Origin of the sequence: Moorena producens PAL-8-15-08-1 (genome assembly GCF_001767235.1) — a bacterium.
Taxonomy (GTDB): Bacteria; Cyanobacteriota; Cyanobacteriia; order Cyanobacteriales; family Coleofasciculaceae; genus Moorena; species Moorena producens_A.
Map to the genome: position 1 here is coordinate 1518241 of NZ_CP017599.1, position 22497 is coordinate 1540737.

A 22497-nucleotide genomic window follows, 5' to 3' on the forward strand; every position below is an offset into this window, starting at 1 on the left:
ATTTTATTCAAAGGTGCGCTCAAAGCAATTGAGAATTAAATTCGCGTGATTGTCGCACCATTAAGCACCGATTGCGCTACGGGCACGCTGCGCGAACAGTAGCGTGGCCTTTGGCTAATAGCTAATGGCTGATACTTGAGGTGCTGATAGCTGATGGCTTACGTATTCTTACCCAGGCATGGGTTATTCCACCATTCTGGTATGAAGATTGCCGAACCTTTATTAAGTTTTAATGATATCCCCCTTTTGTTACAATAGTTTACAGAATCGCTTCTGTTGGTCCGTCGGAAATATCTTCTTATGAATCCTAAAACAGTTTCCCCAACTTCTGTTCAAGCACTAGACTCACAGGCTGATGCGGACAGGTCAGTGTTACCAGTGTCGGGAACTCAGAGCTCAGTTGAGGAAGAGTTGAGCTCGACAACGGAATCCTCTGTCTTGGAAACAGAAAAACCACGGTACGACCCGTCCGCGATCGCAGCCAAGTACCACAAGGCATACCTGCAAGTTCTAGGGCGGTCTTTCACGATTATTTCTTCATTTATATCGTTTGCTCTAGGTCTGTGGTGGGATCGGTTTCGCGGTCGGGATGTTACCAAGAACCAGCGCAGAGCGATTCAGCTGCGGGAAATTTTAACCGACCTAGGGCCAGCTTACATTAAAATCGGACAAGCTCTTTCCACACGACCGGATTTAGTCCCACAAATTTTCTTGGATGAGTTGACGCTGCTACAAGACCAACTCCCAGCCTTTGAGAATGAGGTGGCTTATCAATTTATTGAGGAAGAATTAGGCGATCGCCCGGAAAATATTTTCGCTGAACTGACTGAAAAGCCTGTGGCAGCGGCTTCCTTAGGGCAGGTGTATAAGGGCAAGCTCAAAACTGGGGAAACTGTTGCGGTCAAGGTACAGCGACCAGGATTGGCACATAAAATTACCCTCGATCTTTACATTATACGCGGTCTGGCACAGTGGGTACAAAGCAATGTCAAGCGGGTGCGCAGTGACTTGGTTGCCATCATGGATGAGTTTGGTGCCCGGATCTTTGAAGAGATGGACTATCAGCATGAAGGGCGCAATGCTGAACGCTTTGCCAAGCTTTACGGCAAACTACCAGAAATTTATGTTCCCCGAATTTACTGGGAGTACACTGGGCGTCGTGTCCTGACTATGGAATGGATAACGGGTAGTAAGCTGACGGATATGGAAACAATCAAGGCTCAAGGCATTGATGCCAAGCACTTGATTGAAGTTGGGGTAAACTGTTCCTTGCGACAGCTACTGGAACACGGATTCTTTCATGCCGACCCTCACCCTGGAAACCTGTTAGCCACTTCTGATGGCAAGCTGGCTTATATTGACTTTGGGATGATGAGCCAAGTCAAGACGTATCAGCGCTATGGTTTGGTTGAAGCTGTTGTCCATCTGGTCAATCGTGATTTCCCTGGTTTGGCCAATGACTACGTGAAGCTGGAGTTTTTGACCCCAGATACAGACCTGACACCAATTATTCCTGCCCTGGCCAAGGTTTTTAACAACGCCTTGGGAGCCAGTGTGGCAGAACTCAACTTCAAGAGTATCACTGACCAGTTATCAGCGTTGATGTATGAGTATCCCTTCCGGGTACCTGCTTACTATGCCCTGATTATTCGTTCCCTCGTCACCTTAGAAGGGATTGCCATTAATGTTGAGCCAGATTTCAAAGTACTCAGTAAAGCCTATCCTTATGTAGCTAAGCGCCTATTGACGGATCCATCACCAGAATTACGGGCATCCTTAAGGGATTTACTGTTCAAGGATGAGGGTTTCCGTTGGAACCGTCTAGAAAACCTGTTGCGTAATGCTGGAAATTCTCCAGATTATGATATCAACCAAGTCTTAGATCAGACCCTAGACTTTATTTTTTCAGAGCGAGGAGCTTTCATTCGGGAGCACTTGGTCAATGAGATTGTCAAGGCTATCGATAGCTTTGGACGACAGACCTTGGATAACGTCAGTTATGCCTTGCAGGAACGTCTAGGCTTAGAAATAAATAATAAAGATCATCAAGACAACAAGCCAGAAGATAAACCCGAAAGCAATGAGAATATCAAGCGGATTTGGAAAATTTTACAAGACACTCCTGGTTTTGACCTAATGCAATTGTTGCCAGTTATTCCTCAAGTGTTGATAAAACAGGAGACCCAGGAAATGGGACAAAAAATTGCTGGTAGTTTGGCACAGCGAGTGATTGCTCGGATGATTCGGGAGGCTTTACTCCAAGATAATCCTGAGAATGGCACCCTTAACGGTCATGAGCAGGGGTCAAACCCTAACTTGGTTTTGCCCCCCACTGCTGCAATGCGATAGATTACAGCAATATTATTTGGTTGAAGGTGGAAGGTTAAAGGTTAAAGGTTGAAGGTTGAAGGTTACAGGTTGAAGGTTAAAGGTTGAAGGTTGAAGGTTACAGGTTGAAGGTTACAGGTGACGCAGTTGAAGCTTACAGGTTACAGGTTGAAGGTTACAGGTGACGCAGTTGAAGCTTACAGGTTACAGGTTACAGGTTATTAAACTTCCAAACTTTCAACCAAACAACCTTCAACCATCCAACCTTCAACCTTCAACCATCCAACCTTCAACCATCCAACCTTCAACCATCCAACCTTCAACCTGACAACCTGACAACCTTCAGACCTAAATCTGCCCAACAAATCCGGAATCTAACAACTCCAAGACGTAGGTTACAGTATCACTAAGAGGGATTAATATAGTTTAAACCTATGTCTAAACTACAAGAAGCATTGGAATTCATCGAGAAAATTGAACGTGAGAACCCTGGTAAATCCGCTTATGAAATTGTTAATCATTTGCGTGGGTACACTAAGAAGGCATATACTAGTCGGTTATGGAGTACAGCTACGGGGTATCACCAAGAGTATATTCGAGATGAATTTGAAGGAAAACTCAATATCAATGAATTGGTATTAAGTGGTGAAATTACCGACTTTGGTCATTTTATCGGTTCCCTTTCTGATCAAATTGATCAGCCTGGATTCCAATGGTCAGATTTCACTAGCTGGACTGGTGACCATACCTCATGGGCTGGAGATATTGGTTCGGCTATTGTGGCCTATAGAGACCCCAATGACAACATAGATGTTAACACTGTAGAAGAAGCTTTGGATAGGTTAGCCAGAGATTCTGATTATACTGCGGATATTGCAGCTTACGTGGTAGGAGAAATGATTAACTCTGGTAAGCAATCTTCTATTACTCAGGCGATTTATCATTATAATTCCAAGTCCTACTCAGAAAATGTTAGGACGTTTCTTAAAAAGCGTTTTGGCGGAGTTATTGAAGAAGATAAACTTAAGAATCCGGCTGGACTTGATTCAAAAATGCGTAGCGCTATTTGTACTTATATCCAGTTTTCTTCAGCCTATGAGTCGTTAAAGTCTCTCAAGGATTTAGCTAAATTACCTCTAAATTTAGGTTCAGAAGATAACTCTATACCTAATAGTGTTGATATTTTTAAAGGTTCTCAACATTTTATCAAGCATATAGTAAAGTATGGTAACTTAGATAGTTTACTATTCAAGCCATACCAAATACCTGGGATGTCTTGGCTAGGAACCGTGAACTATGAAGTTAGAGTAACTGGCTGATTTAACTAGTTCATTATTGTTAAATCGGGAATCGGGAATCGGGAATCGGGAATCGGGAATCGGGAATCGGGAATCGGAAAAAAGTAGTTTTTGGGGCTGAAGAGTATTTTTAACTATAGCGTTTATTGTACTTATTAGGTACAGTGTTATTTTAACCTAATTCCCTGTCTTGATGCAGTCGCTAATGGGGGAAACCCCCAAGACCGCGCTGCATCGCTTAAAACCCTTTTTAATATTGCCTTTTGCCTTTTGCCTCTTGCCTCTTGCCTTAAAAGGATAAGCTTTGTCCTCATGACTATGATAATTGCTATCTATCATAGTTTTACTAAATTCTAAATACTTCTACAGTAAAACTGGTAAAGCCAGATCGGTCATAGTGGCGAGTGCCTCGTTGCAATACAGTCTGGTTAACCAGCCAATCCACTGCCACAAAAAACTCTTTTCCCCTCTCTACCTGTGCCGGACAACTGATTGAAATTCCGTTGGTAAAGTGTAACTTCAGGTAATCTTCAGGTAAATTGTCTAACGGTTGCCATGAGGTTACTACTGGGGGTGGAATTTGCCAGTCCGGGGTTATTCTTTGGAGTGTTCCTTGCCAGTCGCTACTGATTTGATGGGCGGGAGGTAGAGCAGGCACATTCACAAAGCGATGCAGCGCGGTCTTGGTGGTCCCCCCATGAGCGACTGCATCAAGAAAATGTCCTAGGTGTTCCGGAAAGACAGTAAAGCGTTTTAAGCTGCCACTTTCATCATATTTGGCAATCGCAGTAGCACGACTATTTTCATACCTTAAACATATATCGGAAAAAAAGGTGGAGCCAGATTTTACGTTGGTGGAACCCCAAGAAAAGCCGTTGTCTAAAAACAAGCCGGTTGTGATAGGTTGCTTGTAGGGTTCAAAGATTTTTGTTTCTGTCTTGCCATTAGCATAAGTATAGTGATTTTGGTGATGTATTTCATGACAATCTGCTTTGGGACGAAAGCTTCTAATACAGCGCCAAGATTCTATGACGTCTCCTGTGGTTGAGTATCTAGTCCAAATCCCATACAAGTCTCCTGAATAATATCGACAGAACTTATACCAATTTTGGAGTTTTCGATCCATAGGTTTATTCTATAAAATAGGGCTCTTCCGTACTTGTTAGGCTAAATTAACACTTTGATGAAGGGAGCAGGGAGCAGGGAGCAGGGAGCAGGGAGCAGGGAGCAGGGAGCAGTGAAAAAAGACCGTATTCAGAAAATTTTGTTAGTTAAATAGCCTCATAACATTTGTACAGTAAGCTTCCTGAGTTTTTTAACTTGAAATTTAGCATAGATAGCAGGTACTGAAGAACCTAAAATACAATAGGGAATAGGGAAGTATAAAATCCTAAAATAGTGTATATAGCGTTTCTAGGACTGATGAGGTACACAGTATTGTTTGACTATTAGCTCTTGCCTTTTCTCTATTACGTGCTCCGAAGTCCCTGCTCCGTTCGCGTAGCGTGGCCAACGGCCTCAGTCCCTGCTCCCTAAAACCCAGATATTTGTACCTCACAAGTTGTAGAATTGCTATATTATTGATTACTCTTTAACGTTAAGCACGATAACTCACCAGATGAATTATAATCAACTAGCAGTTGTTGTCTAATATCAGGATTAACTTGCCAATCTCCCATCACAACGAAAGACATTCCTGGTTTTAGTTTGGGAGGATAACTTAATGATATTCTATCTGGATAATAAAAAGTTTGATGGTCTGGATATTCCCAATCTAAACAAGTTGGTGTTGGCTGAGATAATTGGGTGACTGGGGTAAGAGTAATTGCTAATCCTTCTTCCCCATTAAGGATATCTCGATCGGGGATTAACTCTGGGTTAAGTGTCCAATGATCACAGGGCTTTTGCAAATCCTCCTCTCGGACACTGACTGTTTGAGTTAATTCTCCATCTGAGTTATACACTACTAGCAGACTATGACGTAATTCTTGATATCTAAACCAGAACTCTACTGCAAATAACTCTCCTGGTTCAAATCGATTTACCGTCCAAATAGCCGAGCCTTGCTCAAACATATACATAAAGGAGGCTTGAGTGGTTTGTTCAACTAAACCATTGATTAAACTATTGGGAGTATTCTGGTAAACCTTCTCCTCTTCAGTTCCATTGTCATACATATATACGTTAGTTTGGGTAATGTGAGTTTGTTCAGCATCACTAATAGAGCATCGACTACCTACAAAGGATTCCATCACTTCACCTTCAGGGGAATAAATTGTCCAAGACCCATACCAATTTCGTAAATGATGGGTCATAAAATTAGTCCAGTTATGCTGCTTTAACTGTTCAAATGTCTGATTCATAGCTATTGTGTAAAGTATTGTTATAGCAATTCTATGACTTGTGAGGTACAGGTATCTAGGTTTTAGGGAGCAGGGAGCAGGGAGCAGGGAGCAGGGATTAAGCAAGAGCCAAGAGCTAAGAGCCAAGAGTGAAACAATTATGTGTACCTCATGAGTCCTAGAAACGCTATATAAAAACAAACAACTTTTAGAAATTGGGTGATGCTAAACTGAAGTTAACTTAATTTTGGTCTATAAATAACAATAAATTATCTCAGATAGCAAAGGGAACAGGGAACAAAAAATCTCACAATTCCGATACGGATCCGTAGATATCATGTTTTTCTACTGTTTTTTAAAATCTGTCCTATAATGGTTGGTAATTTTAAGGGCTACTAACTAACTCTGGAGAAATTAGCGTAGAGTAAACGGTAACTATAAAAGAGTTATGGATAATTGTGGAAACGTAAGCGAACAGCGATTAGCGCTACGCGCACGCTACTTGAGGTGCTATCAGCTATCAGCTAATGCGCACGCTACGGGAACAGCATATGCTTAGATGGGCAAATCTCCAGACTTTCAATTCTCATTAATCTCGAACTATTAAATTTTCCCGTTTGCGTAGCGTGGCCATAGGCCTGCATAGGTTTATTTTAAGCTGACCGCTGACTGCTGACTGCTGAGCGCTGACTGCTTACGGTCACAGTGGCAGAACCTATGAACTATGTACTATCACAGCAAGCTAAAACCCATAAGAGGGCTATAGCTTTATTTACAAATACTCTGCATAAGTGACGGCTCCCGATAGATAGTCCTTTTTAGCAAACTTTATTTCTCTGAAGGAGAAACTTGTTATGACAGCTGGGATGAATTCAGATCCCCCCAGAGGTCAAAACCTCGCCAGCACCATCGTGCTGGTAGTGGCTTGGCTTTTGGGGAATATCTGGGCACTGCAATGGCTATTTGAGTCATTTAAGTACGCATCACTGCTAAATCTGATGCTAATCGGTGTTGTGCTCATGGCTTGTTTGGTACAGCTATGGCGCGATCGCTTAATTATAACTGTGTCAGGAACTCCCACCTTAAGACTCTATCCCCTGTTGCTAATGTTAGGGTCTGGGATTAGTGCGATCGCATTCAGGTGGTTGGTGTATCTCCCACAACTCAACTTACTCCTATTCCTACTAGGTAGCTATGGGTTATGGGGCTTGTTTATCCCACCATCCCTTTGGCGTAAAGGGTTACCTGCTGCAATTTTACTTGCCTGTGTTGTCCCTTTCAGCACTGAGTTTAACAGCGGTTTGGGTTTTCCAGTAAGGGTGATCACTGCTCATGCTGTGGAACAGATGCTGTCAGCTTGGCACATTGTAGCTATCTCCTCCCACGACATTATTGTCATGGAAAACGGGATTGCTCAGGTAGATTTGCCCTGCAGTGGTCTGAAAAGTTTGTGGACAGGGACTTTGTTTTTACTGGCAGCAACTTGGTTAGAACGTCGTCAGCTGGGAATACGTTGGTTACTGGTTTGTACTGCAAATCTTGTGCTGTTAGCGATCGCTAATACAATCCGGGTGCTGCTGTTAGTCATGATTATAGAAGTCTGGCAACAACAACAAATTGCTGAAGTGCTACATCTACCTCTCGGACTGATTGGTTTTATCTTAGCTTGTGCCTTCAGTTGGATGCTGCTGCAAACCGTTCCTCAGAATTCCGGGGGTTTGATGTTGGCCACAACTGTGTTTAGGGATTTGTCATTGCTGGGTAAGGATAAGAAACAAGGACTTACACGATTAAGTGGATTTCGCCCCCCTGCCCCCCAAAATTGGGGGGAAATTGAGTTAAAGTCCCCCAGAATTGGGGGATTTAGGGGGCTTGCAGCTAAAGGTAGTGAGGTCAATCCATCTGAAAACGGCTGTAAGACTGGTATCAGCTATCAGTTTCAGCAAAAGTCCAAGAGTATCACTTGGCTGCTGATTGTAGTTATAGCTCTAGCAGTGGTAGGTCAAATTCAACCAATTCAACAGAAGGTAAATGCGATCGCATCGATTCAATTACCCCAGCAACTGGTATCTGAACCCCTACCTCTAACGGACGCTGAACAACGATTTTTTGATAATCCTGCCTTACCTATTGCTCAAAAGCAACGGTTTGTCTATGGCAATCTCTCCGGTTCAATGCTATTGGTGGCCAGTAGTGCTTGGCAAGCTCACCATCCGCCAGAATTATGTTTGGTAGGCAATGGTTTTAAGGTAGATTCGATTAAGCCAACCTTGCTCAATCAGTCAGTAAAGGCACGGTGGCTATCTCTACAAGACGGCAAACGTTCAGCAACCTACTGGTTTCAATCACCCCAGGGCACTACAGATGATTTCTTATCCCGAATCTGGGATTATATCGCCCATCGCAACAAGACTTGGGTGCTAGTTTCTGTCCTGTTCGATAGTGAACACAATCCCGATAGTGCTGAGATTCAGACTTTTGCTAGCACTATCCATGATGCTATTCATCAAAGCTTAACATCAGCGGTCAGCAGTCAGCGGTCAGCGGTGAGCGGTCAGCGGTCAGCTTATTTTATTCAAAAGCTGTTCGGTGTAGCTTGGCCGTAGGCCAATGGCTGATAGCTGATAGCTGATAGCTGATAGCTGATAGCTGATAGCTGATAGCTGATAGCTGATAGCTGAGAATTGATAGCTGATAGAGCAATACAATGAATTACAAATCTCTAAAACAAATCCTTGATGTCAGTTTTCACAGTATTTTTTGGCTGTGGAATCTGATGTTTATCACAGTTGTCTATATTGGCATCTTGCCAATTATTGGTATTCCCTTAATCCGGGCGACCGTTGATGGTACTGTTCCGGTTGATTTCTTGGTTACCTTTGTAGCATTAATTGCAGTACCAACTGTCTGTACTGTAATTGGTGCTTGGCCTCTGAGGAAGCAACCAAGGGAGTTAATGCGCTTGTTTTATGGTGTGGAAGCACCCTTGTTTGCTTGGTGCCTGATTCGTTTGTTCTTGATCCGAGAATTTACCAGTGTTAGCACCTTAGTATTGGGTACAGTTTTGGTGTGTATCCTGGCATTTGCTGCCGAAGTAGTATGGGGATATGATCCTAATCGTAAACCAGTAGCATGGCTACAATTAATTGCTCACACGTTGATGGTTTTGATTAGTAGTTATGTAGGATTGTTGCTGTTTTTTTATGTTGTTCCTGCTGCTGGTGTTTTGATCCAAAATTTTTTCAAATTCCAATGGCTAGAAAATCTGTGGTTATCATGGAGCTATATTAATATAATCGGTTTATTAATATTACTCCTATATGGCTTTAGCTTTACCCTATTTCTAGGAATGCCCTCAGCATTTACAGCCCTTTATGTTCATTCTGGACAGCGTATCTTAAGGGCTTTTGCCAGACAGTATGGGCGCAACCGGGCGATTCAAGGGGCAGTAGCTGTGGTTACTGTCTGGATAATACTGTTCTTTTCCTTGAATGTACAAGCTCAAGTTGAGGCATTTAAGCTCCTAGAAAATTACCCAAAAACGAATAGCGATCGCCAAGCCTTGATAGCTAAGTCTGATGTAATTCGCACGGGGTTAGTTAATGCCAATTTGTTCCCCTATCGGTATCTGAGTAGCCGAGACGAGAATAACCATATCTACGCCATGTACAAAGATGTGTTTGACCTGCCAGATTCCCTATGTGAATTCTTACAAAATAGCTACAATCTGGTTATGTCACCGTTTTTGTATAAGGGCTCCCGAGACGATGTCCAAAAAGCTCAACAGCTTTACGGGGAATTCTTTGATACACCACTTCAGAAAGCTGAACGAAAAGCTGTTCAACATGCCCTACAATCTACAGCGATTATTGACCAAGCTAAGGCGGGTTTGTTGAATATCGATCAAAAACGAGTATGGCTGCAAAAGCAAGAGGTAACCTTAGATGCCCATGGGGATTGGGCAGATGTAGAAATCTACGAGGTGTATAAGAATAAAACTACTGATGTTGAGGAAGTACTTTACTATTTTTCCTTACCAGAAGGGGCAGCGATTACTGGCTTGTGGTTAGGTGAAACCGATGACCGCAATCAGCGCTTTCCATTTCAAGTCTCCCCACGGGGTGCTGCACAACAGGTTTACAACTCCCAGGTCAGGCGAGTGCGTCCTGTTGACCCAGCGCTGCTTGAGCAAGTCGGACCCCGGAATTATCGTCTCAGAGCATTTCCAGTTCCTCCTCCGCTATACTCATGGGAGAAAAGAAATGGTAGCGATCGCGCAACGGAAATGCATCTGTGGCTGACCTACAAGGTGATGCGACAAGAGAAGGGTTGGCCGTTACCTGAGTTAAACGAACAACGGAATATCTTTTGGACAAATCGCACCAAGCGCATCCGCAATGGTAAAGTAAAACGGGGTTTTTCTGATCAGTGGTTAGAAGCATATTTACCAGCAGATGAAACCCAGCAACCCATGGTTCATCAGGTGAATTTAGGGGATGGCTACCGCATTTCAGCTAAACCGTTAGACCTGTTGCAGAAATCAGCAATAGGAAACACTAACCTCTCGACATTAAAGGATAAGCGGTTTGCTGTCATTCTCGATAGTTCCAGGAGTATGGCTGCTCAAGCATCCCAGGTCAAAGAGACATTCACTTGGCTACAACAACAGGGTTTTGCTGATCAGAGCTTGACTAACAATGATGCGGATTTGTACATCACTGACGCAATAGATAACAAGATCGATCATCAAGCCAAACGGATTGATGATATGAGTGATTTTAATCCTGCTGAGATCACCTTTTATGGCTCTATCCAACCTGAACAGATGCTGCAACAGTTTGAACAGTTGCGTGGCAATACCCCTTATGACGGGATATTACTGGTGACTGATCAGGGTAGTTATGAGTTATCTGAGGATAATACAAATGTGGCTGTGGTGGCTGCACCCCTGTGGATGGTTCATTTAGGCAATCAATTACCCTCAGCCTACAATGATACTATTCTAAAATTGATTCAAAATACTGGTGGTGGTGTCTCTACGGATATCCCAGGGGTGATCCAGCGGATGGCCACTCAAGAAGCCTTGGGGTCATCGGTGGTCAGTGTGGCGGATGGCTATGCTTGGTTTATGGAATCAGGAACAGCTGAGGCTACTACTGAAACTGGATTTGAACCACTGGCGGCCAGGCAACTTATCCTAGGGTTGAGTGGAAACCTGAATGGTTCTCTAGAAGAACTGGATCGGATTCATGGCATAGCCAAGACCTATGACATAGTTAGTCCCTATTCATCCATGATTGTACTGGTCAATGATCAGCAACGAAGGATGCTCAAAGAAGCAGAAGCGTCTAGCGATCGCTTTGACCGAGAGGTGGAAACTGGGGAAGAACAGTTGAATCAGCCATCTAATCCCTTTACTGTTTCCGGTGTTCCTGAACCGGAGGTATGGATGTTGATCTTGATCAGTGCGATCGCACTTTTGATTATTAGTAGACGGCAAAAAATTACTGTTGACGGTTAATCCTCAATAGTTGTCAGTTTTATCATTAATTAGCAAGTGGCGTAGGGTGCGTTAGGGGCGGGATCGGCCTGATTTTCTCGGTTCCCAGTGTTGAAAAACCTAGCCCCGTAACGCACCACCGCCTCTTTGTCCTTTTTACTATTTCAGACAACACGAGCCAAAATCTCTCCAGCAACTCGCTCCGCTGATTCCAACCCTGATTCCATACCAGGAGATGCGATCGCAGTCATTAGTTTGTAGTCCTTATCACATTATTTGATAATTTTAGTATTTCATTTTATTGTTTACTATTACAATCCTCTTAAATAGTTGAATTTTTATGTACTTGCCATGGTAGCAAGAAGACTATTTAGCAAAATTGTTGAGGAATTCTAATCAATTGAACTGAGACACTTTAATGAGTAATAGTCAGTCCACAGGATTGCCTCTTTGGGTGCAGCAAAGAGATACAGTTATCGCTAATGATGCTGGGGTTGAATGGCGAGAGGGCAAACGCCCTGATTATGCCGAAACTAATGAATTTCTTAAGAAAGGGAGTAAATTCAATCATCCAGAAGGGTCTTTGGAAGCGATCGCCCAAAACTTAGTTAGAACCTTCGAGATGGAAGCCTCTTATAAAGCTAATCCTGAGCAGTGGTTGTCTATTGTTGCCGACCAGTTTCGGATGAGCACTAACGGTGGACCAAAGTACAATGCCCAGACTGTTGCTGATATCGGCACATACAACGTATTTCTTGGGGATACGGAACACTATCGTTCAACAGAGGAAACCTTTGAATCATCCATCGAAATTTTCCATAATGCTTTTCCCAATGGCTTTCTGTGGGAACTGATGGAAGTGCTTTCCGGACCTCCTAATGTCACCTTTAAGTGGCGGCATTGGGGGACGTTTAGCGGTTCATTTAAAGGCCATGAACCCACAGGAGAAACTATAGAAGTTTTTGGCATCAGTATTGCTCGGGTTACTGAAGACTTGAAGATTGTCTCCTTGGAGCATTTCTTCGATAACAGTTTGTTTCTCAAGCAATTAACATCAGGCTGTCCCTTCCACTCTTAAAATTTCAATAATATTAATCGTAGGGTGGGCAGTGCTTGACACCGATAATATTAGCGGAATATCAAGTTATTAGGCACTGCCCACCGACTAAAATTTCAATAAAATTAATCGTAGGGTGGGCAGTGCTTGACACCGATAATATTAGCTGAATATCAAGTTATTAGGCACTGCCCACCGACAGGATATTAATTCTAAAAATCGTCTAAATTTTTAATAACATTAATCCGATGGTGGGCAGAAAATTAATCGTAGGGTGGGCAGTGCTTGACACCGATAATATTAGCTGAATATCAAGTTATTAGGCACTGCCCACCGACAGGATATTAATTCTAAAAATCGTCTAAATTTTTAATAACATTAATCCGATGGTGGGCAGTGGGCAGTGCTTGACACCGATAAGAAAATTCATCGTAGGGTGGGCAGTGCTTGACACCGATAAGATTAGCTGAATAACTTGATATTCGGCACTGCCCACCGACAGGATATTAATTATCAAAATCGTTCGTTGTCTAAATTTTTAATAACATTAATCCGATGCTGGGCAGAAAATTAATCCTAGGGTGGGCAGTGCTTGACACCGATAAGATTAGCTTAATATCAAGTTATTAGGCACTGCCCACCAACAGGATATTAATTATCAAAATCGTTCGTTGTCTAAATTTTTAATAACATTAATCCGATGGTGGGCAGTGCTAAATAACAATGTCAAAGGTGAATATGGGGAAGGTAAGCACTGCCCACCCTACATCTCTGCCCACCCTACATCTACTACATCTATATCTGGGCTGGTGGGCAGTGCTAAATAACAATGTCAAAGGTGAATATGGGGAAGGTAAGCACTGCCCACCCTACATCTCTGCCCACCCTACATCTACTACATCTATATCTGGGCTGGTGGGCAGTGCTAAATAACAATGTCAAAGGTTAATATGGGGAAGGTAAGCACTGCCCACCCTACATCTCTACTACATCTCTACATCAAATCAAACGCAATCGCACTAAATTTTCAATAAGAAGATTAATCGTAGGGTGGGCAGTGCTTGACACCGATAATATTAGCTTAATATCAAGTTATTAGGCACTGCCCACCAACAGAATATTAACTATAAAAATCGTCTAAATTTTTAATAACATTAATCCGATGCTGGGCAGAAAATTAATCGTAGGGTGGGCAGTGCTTGACACCGATAATATGGGAGCAGGTCAAACTTGCAGAACAAATGAACTACTTGACAAAATGATGAAATTGATGTTATCTATGTCTGGCTACCTAAAAAATTAAGAATTAATCCCAAAATGACCCCTGAAAAGCAAAAAGAGCTCAACGAGTATCTTCAAGCAATTGCCAAGATTCTTTATGAGGACTCTGATCCGACCAAACTAGACACAATGGCGGGAATAGAAGAAACTGTGAGAGAGAAAACTTTAGATTAGATCACACCAAAAATCGGTTTTTTTTTATCAAAGAAACGACAAAAACCGAGGCCGGAAGACTGAGAACATTAAAGAGTATCATTGGAAAACTACCAATAACCGAAAAGCAAGCCATCCGATTAAATCTCGAAACTAACCAAAGAATAAGTCCCTGTTTAGAGCAGTGTTGTGTTCGAGCAAGCGCCAATGTATCTTATGAGAATGCTGCCAGAGATATTGAATACTATACAGGAATTAAAATCTCAGCCAAAACACAACAAAGGCTAGTACATCGCTATAAATTTCCTGACAATGACTGTAGTAAAGATATTGAAGAAGTGAGTGTAGATGGAGGAAAAGTAAGGTTAAGAACGCCAAAAAAAGGAGAACCTTGTCTCTGGAAAGATTATAAGGCAATCTGTGTGAATAAATCCACGAGAAAAGCTTGGTTTTTAGAAAATGAGGAATTAATAAATTGGGTGAATCAGCAACGGTTATCAAACCCACTGAATTGCCTGGGAGACGGGCATCCTGGGATTTGGAATATTGTTAAACAATTTAATTGTCCAGGAAAAAAACGGGAAATTATTGATTGGTTTCACTTAGTTGAAAATTTACATAAGGTCGGTGGTTCACTGAAAAGATTGAAAAAAGCTAAAAGTTTATTGTGGTTAGGTAACGTTGATGAAACTCTTAACTTGATTTCTGCTTTGACTAAAAAACAAGCCGAAAACTTCTGTAATTATTTACAGAATCATCGAGAGCGTATTATTAACTATAAATACTATCAAGAGAATTCAATTTGTTCCATTGCTTCAGGAGCTGTTGAATCTACAGTTAAACAAATTGACCGACGACTGAAGATTTCTGGAGCACAGTGGAAACCTGAAAATGTGCCTCAAGTTCTCAAACATCGATGTGCTTATCTCAATAACAATCTTTAAGCAGGTTTTCAGTAAAAACACGCTTCATTAACTAACGAGAAAACTCACTCTTATCGGACCTGTGAATTATCCCAAAACTCATGAAATTATTCACAGATTTGGCCTAGTTGAGGGATTATAATAGAACTCGCCCATTAAATTCAACTCTATTCAAAATACTAATAGCACATCGCTCCGCACTTCACAGTGTAGGACATAAGTGCCGATCAACAGTCTCTTTTATGTTTTATTTAGATAAAGCAGACAACAGATAATCTACCTCTAGTACAAATGCTCTGCATAAGTGACATGCTCCCGATAATATTAGCTTAATATCAAGTTATTAGGCACTGCCCACCAACAGAATATTAACTATCAAAATCGTTCGTTGTCTAAATTTTTAATAACATTAATCCGATGCTGGGCAGTGCTAAATAACAATGTCAAAGGTGAATATGGGGAAGGTAAGCACTGCCCACCCTACATCTCTGCCCACCCTACATCTACTACATCTATATCTGGGCTGGTGGGCAGTGCTAAATAACAATGTCAAAGGTGAATATGGGGAAGGTAAGCACTGCCCACCCTACATCTCTACTACATCTCTACATCAAATCAAACGCAATCGCACTAAATTTTCAAGAATAAAATTAATCCTAGGGTGGGCAGTGCTTGACACCGATAAGATTAGCTGAATATCAAGTTATTAGGCACTGCCCACCGACAGGATATTAACTATAAAAATCGTCTAAATTTTTAATAACATTAATCCGATGGTGGGCAATGCTTGATAAGAATGTCAAAGATGAATATGGGGAAGGTAAGCACTGCCCACCCTACATCTCTACTACATCTCTACATCTACTACATCTATATCTGGGCTGGTGGCCAGTGCTAAATAACAATGTCAAAGGTGAATATGGGGAAGGTAAGCACTGCCCACCCTACATCTCTACTGCTGCCGCGACTGCTGTAATTCAGCAACGCCCTATCGCTTTATAGGCTTGCCCTCTATATTGGTCCTATATTTATATAGGCTTGCGCCAGTTTTTGATAAACTTCTATTGCCTCTGCCTTAATCTCTTGACGGCGTTGATCATTTATTGCCCAACTCCGCATGAGTTCCACTGCAGTTTTGCCTTGTTCGTAGGCATCGATGGCTTTTTGCCAGTTACCTTGGGTGAAGTGGAGGTTGCCTAAGCTGCGGGAAGTTGTCAGACAGTTAATCGGATTTGCTTCTGGGGTGCGAACGGACAAAGCTAGTTGGTATGCAGCAATTGCTTTGTTCAGATTCTCTTGCTTATCACCACGGATTTTCTGACTGTAGGCATTGCCCAGATTGTTTTGAGTCTTTGCCCAATCTTCGGGGAAGTCTTTTTTGGTGCGAACTGACAATGCTAGTTCGTATGCTTCAATCGCTTTTTCGAGATTCTGAGCCCTGTCGTGGCGGATTCTATCACGGTAGGCTGTGCCCAGATTGTTTTGAGTTATTGCCCACTCGATGGGGAAGTCTGTTTTGGTGTAAACTGACAAGGCTCGTTGGTATGCTTCAATAGCAAGTTCTATATTCTCAGCCCTGTGGTTGCGGATTCTTTGATAGTAGGCATTGCCCAGATTGGTTTGAATCACTGCCCAAATTTCCCGGTTACTCTCACGGGTAAAAACTGTTAGCAGCTGTTCGTAACCAGCCATAGCGATTTCCACGTTATTGGCTTTATTGCCCAGTGTAAAATTCTTGATCAGGTTGCTGAAGTTGCCAATATTTCTAGCAATGCCTTCTGCTGTTTCTGGTTCCGCTTCTGAGAATTTAGCACTAGCCCAGGCTTGAAGGATATGGATAAAGTTATGATCGAGTTTGTCTAGGTTGGCTTGCAGGAGTGGGTAGACAACTTTGGGGTCGCCATTGCTGTGGGCGATCGCTAGCAATACCTCCATCAAGAATTCGCGATAGTCTTGGGATGAGGGATTAGCTGAGGTAGCGGTTTCTGAGATTTCGTCCATTGTTAGTCGTTTTTTGTTGATCACAAAAAAAGCAAGTCCTTTAAAAGCACCAGGGGGGCTGCCTTAGATCAAGTCCGGTTGAATACCAATCATCAAGAAGATTGATGGGGAGATGGGGCAGATTGTGATTAAGGGTAATTATCAGGACATTATCTGAGTACATATATAAAAATGCGTGCTCAGGATATATAGCAATAAATCAATAAAAAAAATCGGTCAAGTTTTGGTTAACCCCAATTCTTGAGCAAATTCTATTATGTAAGCCTCAAGTACTTGGGGCGAGAGTATTGGAGGTGTGGTAAGTGTTTTAAATATGGTAGGCGTGGTAAGTGTGGGTGGACAGATTGTGATTAAGGGTAATTATGAGGAGATTATCTGAGTACATATATAAAAATGCGTGCTCAGGATATATACCAATAAATCAATAAAAAAAATTCGGTCAAGGTCTGGTTAATCCCAAGTCTTGACCGAATTCTATTATGTCAGCTTCCACAAGTACAGCTGAGCTGCACTCAACTCTAAATTACTACTGATCAACTATCGAATTAGTCAGCAACTACTCGAAAGTAACTACATCCCAACTCATCCTTCATCCTGATGTATACCCCTCCACAAAACAATTTTCACGATTCATAGTCGCCAGGGCGACGCCCTGGCAATTTACTATCCTAGTTTAGGTATAAATATCGAATCAGAAAGGTCATAACCTGACCAGATTTTCCGGTAGGCTCGAAAGCGCTCCACTCGTCGGGATAGGCGTATTTAAGGGAATAGATAGCATGAATTGTTTTGCGAACTTGTTTAGGAGAACCGATCAAGATGTGCTTGACTTTCTTAGGTTTGCGACCTGGGTTTTCAGGGTTGGTATTTTCATCGGAGTTGGGTGGAAGGTTGTCATTCATCAGTAGTAATTCCTTAAAACTGCTTATATTATTAATATATACATAAATTAATTTATTGTCAAGGTATTTAGGAATTTTTTTTTATTAATAAATTGAAAATGGCTATAATAATAAATAGGTACTAAATAATAGTAAATATAAATATATCTGATATTTACTGTATAAATGCTATAGCTTTTATCATTTATTACTCCTGCTCCTAAGCTCCCTGCTACCTTAGTTAAAATACTATATATATTTTTTTGTTATAATAAGGTATAAAACCATGAAATTCATCAGTCCTAAAACTGACTTTGCTTTCAAGAAAATATTTGGTTCAGATCAGAGTAAGGATATTCTGATTTCTTTTCTAAATGCTATGATATACTCTGGTAATTCTGTCATCCAGGATTTAGAAATTATTGATCCTTATAGCGCCGGTGATGTAGTGGATTTAAAAGACACTGTCTTGATGCAGTCGCTCATGGGGGAAACCACGGCAGTCGCTCATGGGGGGGACCACGCCAGTTGCTCATGGGGGAAACCCCCAAGACCGCACTGGCTCCCCAAGACCGCGCTGCCTCCCCAAGACCGCGCTGCATCGCTATTTAGATGTTAAGGCAGTATTAGAGGATGGAACAACTGTCATCATTGAGATGCAACTCTGGAATGTGGAAGCTTTCAAGAAGCGAGTGGTTTATAACTTGTGCAAAACCTATGGAAATCAACTGCAATTGGGACAGGGATATTTCGATCTAAATCCAGTCATTGTCTTGATGCAGTCGCTCATGGGGGAAACCACGGCAGTCGCTCATGGGGGGGACCACGCCAGTTGCTCATGGGGGAAACCCCCAAGACCGCACTGGCTCCCCAAGACCGCGCTGCCTCCCCAAGACCGCGCTGCATCGCTGCTTTAACTATCACGGATTTTAAGTTATTCCCTTCCAGCGATAAAGTAATTAGCTGTTTTTACTTTCAAGAGGAAGAAAACCACTTACCTTATCAGGAAAATGAAGTCAAGCTGGTGTTTGTGGAACTTCCAAAATTTACTAAGCAATTGGAAGAGTTAGAAAGTGTGATAGATAAGTGGATATATTTTATCAAAGAAGCGCCCAATTTAGAAATTATTCCTGACAACTTCAGGGAAATCCCACAGCTGGAAAAAGCGTTAACCATAGCGAATCAAGCGGGGTTGAGTGTGTCAGAAGTGGAAAAACTCCGCAAACAGGAAATGGTCTTGGAAGACGCGCGAGGTGCATTGAGTTTCGCGAAAAGGCAAGGACGAGAAGAAGGGGAAAGAAATTTACTATTGCGACTGCTTGAGAGCCGCTTTGGGAAACTAACGATTAATACAATCTCATTAATCGAAGCCTTGACCAACGAAGACCTAAACCGTTTATCAGAATCAATCTGGGATTTTCAGACCAGTGAGGACTTACTCAACTGGCTGCAAGAGCACTCTAATTAAAAGTCTAAATTTTTAATAAAATTAATCCTAGGGTGGGCAGTGGTTGATAGCAATTAAAAAGCTAATAATCTCGAAGCTAAGCACTGCCCACCCTACATTTATAACTTACCTAATCATTATTGGAATGGTCAAATTCATAAACGTAAAACAGCCGACTTAACCTTTTCAATGAGTAGCCTATGGTTGCTAGAATAATTGCTCCCGCAATCCCTAGTAATAATCCAATTGAAGGTATCACTTTCAAAGGAGATATAGTCACAGCATCTGTAGTCATTGCCATCTTAAATGCTACAGCCCGGGCATCCATAACTATTCCGATTAATAAACAGAGCGCTGCCGCTCCATAACTTATTACCATAGCACGATTGATGTTGGTCAGAGCCTTTTGACAAACATCACAATCTTTAGTATGAGTTGACCACACATCAAAAAGCTGCGTTTTATCTAACTCAGCATTAGGAAGTTGATCATTGATACCTGAATCCCAAGGAATTTTACCTCCTGCTCTCGTTTTAAACCACTGACGAAACGTGATTACCATTTTGTCTTGAGGATTGGGAGTATAAACTGTCTTGAGCCAGTCTTGCTGTTGTCGTCGAGCCAAGGTTTTTTCTTGGTAGTGAAGGAATACTAAGTCTTGATGCAAAAATACTGAAGCCAAGACATGACCCAACCAAATTGGCATTGGTAAGGCAAAAAATCCTAATCCTTCTGGTGTTTTTCCCGCTTCATTCTTGACTAAGACCTGACAACCAATATGACGACACCAGCCAGGACGAGTAGGAATAGCATATAATGCTAAGATTAATTTTCCGCCATCGTTATAGCTGGTAACAATTCTCATATGACAGGGCGGTTGAAAGTCATGAACTGCTTCGGCTAACGTCTCAACAGTGGGGTTAATAGCAAAGGAAAATCCTTCTTGAGTGGATATTTCCCTAAGACCAGGCATATCATAATACTTGGCATCTTCATAACGACTACCCATAATACCGTGATGGGAAACCGGTACGTGAGCAGGATCAGCAACATTTTCCATGAAAAAGTCCCAGCCATAGGGCAAGTCGCGGATATTCCAGAATAGCTTGACTACTCTATCGGAATCTGATTCTAGTTCGGGAATTAAACGGGGTTTTCTCAACTGACTTTCCTGTTGAGCCTTGGTTCCCGATTCTGGCCATACCCATAGTAAACCTTGGTTTTCTTGAGTTGGATAGGCAACAGCACAGGATTTAGGATTCGAGCAGTTTTTAACTTCAGTCTCCTGGTCTTGGGATTGAGGAATACTGACACAATTTCCTTGAGCATCGAAACGCCAGGCGTGATAAGCACACAATAACGTTCCATCAGACTCCACACGTCCTTCAGAAAGAGGAGCTAATCGATGGGGGCAAAAATCTTCAAAACAACGCCATTTACCAGACCCATCCCGCCATAATACTAGCTTTTTACCGAGTAACTGTATTTTGTGAGGACGAGATGGCGCGAGGAATTCAACAACGGCTACTGGATACCACTGCTTTGTCCATTGAAATGTTTCGTCTTCTTTAAAGTGAACTTGTTCCCTTGACTTATCAATACTTTCGTTCAAATTAGTTAAATTGGCTTCAATCGTCATACTTTTCGGGAATACTTTGTTCACAAAGATAACAGCGCTTGCCTTGACTTCAATCATTATCTACCGAAACTACTCAATCTGAGGCAGGTGGGCAGTGCTTTATACCAAATTAAAAGGCTGACCATCTCGAAGGGAACCACTGCCCACCCTAGATCACAGGCTGCTATTGACTATTTTAGCTAAAATAGCTATATTAGACTTAATGTCTAGTATTCTTCCCTAAAAAGTGATGAAAACCCTTGGAGCATCTGAGGCAAAAAACCGTTTTGGTGAACTGTTAGATTTAGCTCGAAGAGAGCCAGTACAAATTACTAAAAAAGGACGTAATGTGGCTGTTGTTATTTCTAGAGAAGAATTTGAAAGGTTATTAGAGTTAGAAGACGAACTTATAGCTATTAAAGCTAAACAAGCACAACAAGAAGGGTTTATTGGGCTGTCAGAAAGTGATCAGCTTTTGGAGAATATTATGAATGCTTAGGGTTAATTTGTCACGACAAGCAGCAAAGTTTATCAAAAAGCTTTCTACAACTAAGCATGCTAGACAAATTGCTACCAAAATTACAGAGCTTCGGAGTAATCCTTACCCACCTGATTCTTTAAAATTGAAGGGATACTCTTACTACAGAGCCGATAGTGGAGAATATCGCATTGTTTACCAAGTTCAAGAAGAAATTCTAGAAATATTACTGATTGATAAAAGAAATGATGATGAAGTTTATAAACAATTGAAAAGAAAGTATTGATTTTTGCAATTCCACCCCATCGCACCCAAACGCGATTGGCCTACGGCCACGCTAAGCGAACGCACTGCCGAGCCTACATCTAAACACTGGGCTGGTGGGCAGTGCTTGATACCAATTAAAGGGCGTTGCTGATTCTGGGTATGGTTTTGCCCCCCTAGCCCCCCAATTTTGGGGGGAAAAAGACTTTCAAAGTCCCCCCCGGTGCGCTTTCCAATGGGCGAGTAAATCGCCCTTGGGTCGCACCGCAAAGTTGGGGGACCCACGGGGGCTTGACCAAAACCAGATGATCGCGCATTCATTCCTTAATTCAGCAACGCCAATTAAAGAGCTAATCCGGTACGAAGCGATCGCACTGCCCAACCTACATCTACTGGTGGGCAGTGCTTGATACCAATTAAAAAGCTAACCATCTCGAAGCTAAGCACTGCCGAGCCTACATCTACTGTTGGGCAGTGTTTGATACCAATTAAAAAGCTGATCCGGTACGAAAGTAACCACTGCCCACCCTACATTTATAACTTACCTAATCATTCTTGGAATGGTCAAATTCATAAACGTAAAACAACCGACTTAACCTTTTCAATGAGTAGCCTATGGTTGCTAGAATAATTGCTCCCGCAATCCCTAGTAATAATCCAATTGAAGGTATTACTTTGAAGGGAGATATAGTCACGGCATCTGTAGTCATTGCCATCTTAAATGCTACAGCCCTGGCATCCATCACTATTCCGATTAATAAACAGAGCACCGCCGCCCCATAACTTATTACCATAGCACGATTGATATTGGTCAGAGCATTTTGACAAACATCACAATCTTTAGTATGAGTTGACCACACATCAAAAAGCTGCATCAAGACAGGTATGAGAGCTATGAAGCTTATACAGTCTACTTTTTAGCTCTC

General features: G+C 42.0%; 17 protein-coding genes and 3 pseudogenes. 14 read left to right on the forward strand and 6 right to left on the reverse strand.

Going from position 1 to position 22497, the window contains the following annotated elements; all coding sequences use genetic code 11:
• Window positions 1–300: 300 nt before the first annotated feature.
• On the forward strand, window positions 301–2349 hold the full coding sequence (locus tag BJP34_RS05785; RefSeq protein WP_070391520.1) for an ABC1 kinase family protein: 2049 nt from the start codon (window positions 301–303) through the stop codon (window positions 2347–2349).
• Window positions 2350–2762: 413 nt separating this feature from the next.
• Window positions 2763–3647: a hypothetical protein gene (locus tag BJP34_RS05790; RefSeq protein WP_070391521.1), complete on the forward strand. Its 885-nt coding sequence runs from the start codon at window positions 2763–2765 to the stop codon at window positions 3645–3647.
• A gap of 325 nt (window positions 3648–3972) precedes the next feature.
• Here BJP34_RS05790 and BJP34_RS05795 read toward each other — a convergent pair whose 3' ends face one another.
• Window positions 3973–4752, reverse strand: coding sequence for a DUF3598 family protein (locus BJP34_RS05795; protein ID WP_070391522.1), 780 nt, complete (start codon window positions 4750–4752; stop codon window positions 3973–3975).
• Window positions 4753–5203: 451 nt separating this feature from the next.
• Window positions 5204–6115, reverse strand: coding sequence for a DUF3598 family protein (locus tag BJP34_RS05800; RefSeq protein ID WP_149030820.1), 912 nt, complete (start codon window positions 6113–6115; stop codon window positions 5204–5206).
• 707 nt (window positions 6116–6822) lie between these two features.
• Here BJP34_RS05800 and xrtO point away from each other — a divergent pair.
• The 7 genes and pseudogenes from xrtO to BJP34_RS05835 all read left to right on the forward strand — a co-directional run bounded on the left by xrtO (window position 6823) and on the right by BJP34_RS05835 (window position 15884).
• Window positions 6823–8574 (forward strand): exosortase O, encoded by a 1752-nt coding sequence (gene xrtO / locus BJP34_RS05805; protein ID WP_070391524.1) that lies wholly within the window; start codon window positions 6823–6825, stop codon window positions 8572–8574.
• A 101-nt stretch (window positions 8575–8675) separates the two neighbouring features.
• On the forward strand, window positions 8676–11489 hold the full coding sequence (locus BJP34_RS05810; RefSeq protein ID WP_070391525.1) for a TIGR02921 family PEP-CTERM protein: 2814 nt from the start codon (window positions 8676–8678) through the stop codon (window positions 11487–11489).
• Between the two features lie 397 nt (window positions 11490–11886).
• A complete protein-coding gene (locus BJP34_RS05815) occupies window positions 11887–12546 on the forward strand; it encodes an ester cyclase (protein WP_070391526.1) in 660 nt (219 codons plus the stop codon).
• 702 nt (window positions 12547–13248) lie between these two features.
• Entirely contained in the window at window positions 13249–13458 is a 210-nt protein-coding gene (locus tag BJP34_RS38825; RefSeq protein WP_149030821.1) for a hypothetical protein, read from the forward strand.
• Between the two features lie 384 nt (window positions 13459–13842).
• Window positions 13843–14903, forward strand: a pseudogene (locus BJP34_RS05825) (ISKra4 family transposase).
• A gap of 419 nt (window positions 14904–15322) precedes the next feature.
• Complete coding sequence (locus BJP34_RS05830) at window positions 15323–15577, forward strand: hypothetical protein (RefSeq protein ID WP_149030822.1); 255 nt, start codon at window positions 15323–15325, stop codon at window positions 15575–15577.
• Between the two features lie 88 nt (window positions 15578–15665).
• Entirely contained in the window at window positions 15666–15884 is a 219-nt protein-coding gene (locus tag BJP34_RS05835; RefSeq protein WP_070391528.1) for a hypothetical protein, read from the forward strand.
• 9 nt (window positions 15885–15893) lie between these two features.
• Here BJP34_RS05835 and BJP34_RS05840 read toward each other — a convergent pair whose 3' ends face one another.
• Entirely contained in the window at window positions 15894–16883 is a 990-nt protein-coding gene (locus tag BJP34_RS05840) for a tetratricopeptide repeat protein (RefSeq protein WP_070391529.1), read from the reverse strand.
• 668 nt (window positions 16884–17551) lie between these two features.
• Window positions 17552–17785, reverse strand: coding sequence for a hypothetical protein (locus BJP34_RS05845; protein ID WP_083305023.1), 234 nt, complete (start codon window positions 17783–17785; stop codon window positions 17552–17554).
• A gap of 265 nt (window positions 17786–18050) precedes the next feature.
• On the opposite strand from BJP34_RS05845, the pseudogene BJP34_RS48445 reads away from it, so the two are divergent.
• The 3 genes and pseudogenes from BJP34_RS48445 to BJP34_RS48455 form a co-directional block, all read left to right on the forward strand.
• Window positions 18051–18230, forward strand: a pseudogene (locus BJP34_RS48445) (PD-(D/E)XK nuclease family transposase); the annotation flags it as partial.
• Between the two features lie 139 nt (window positions 18231–18369).
• Window positions 18370–18534, forward strand: a pseudogene (locus BJP34_RS48450) (PD-(D/E)XK nuclease family transposase); the annotation flags it as partial.
• 68 nt (window positions 18535–18602) lie between these two features.
• Entirely contained in the window at window positions 18603–19232 is a 630-nt protein-coding gene (locus BJP34_RS48455; RefSeq protein ID WP_267876494.1) for an Rpn family recombination-promoting nuclease/putative transposase, read from the forward strand.
• Window positions 19233–19341: 109 nt separating this feature from the next.
• On the opposite strand, the gene BJP34_RS05860 is transcribed toward BJP34_RS48455, so the two are convergent.
• On the reverse strand, window positions 19342–20907 hold the full coding sequence (locus BJP34_RS05860; RefSeq protein ID WP_229424261.1) for a Rieske 2Fe-2S domain-containing protein: 1566 nt from the start codon (window positions 20905–20907) through the stop codon (window positions 19342–19344).
• 172 nt (window positions 20908–21079) lie between these two features.
• On the opposite strand from BJP34_RS05860, the gene BJP34_RS05865 reads away from it, so the two are divergent.
• Window positions 21080–21328 (forward strand): type II toxin-antitoxin system Phd/YefM family antitoxin, encoded by a 249-nt coding sequence (locus BJP34_RS05865; protein WP_070391532.1) that lies wholly within the window; start codon window positions 21080–21082, stop codon window positions 21326–21328.
• Window positions 21329–21335: 7 nt separating this feature from the next.
• Entirely contained in the window at window positions 21336–21593 is a 258-nt protein-coding gene (locus BJP34_RS05870) for a type II toxin-antitoxin system RelE family toxin (protein ID WP_229424262.1), read from the forward strand.
• A gap of 523 nt (window positions 21594–22116) precedes the next feature.
• Here the strand turns inward: BJP34_RS05870 and BJP34_RS05875 are convergent.
• On the reverse strand, window positions 22117–22446 hold the full coding sequence (locus BJP34_RS05875) for a hypothetical protein (protein WP_070391534.1): 330 nt from the start codon (window positions 22444–22446) through the stop codon (window positions 22117–22119).
• Between the last annotated feature and the right edge of the window lie 51 nt (window positions 22447–22497).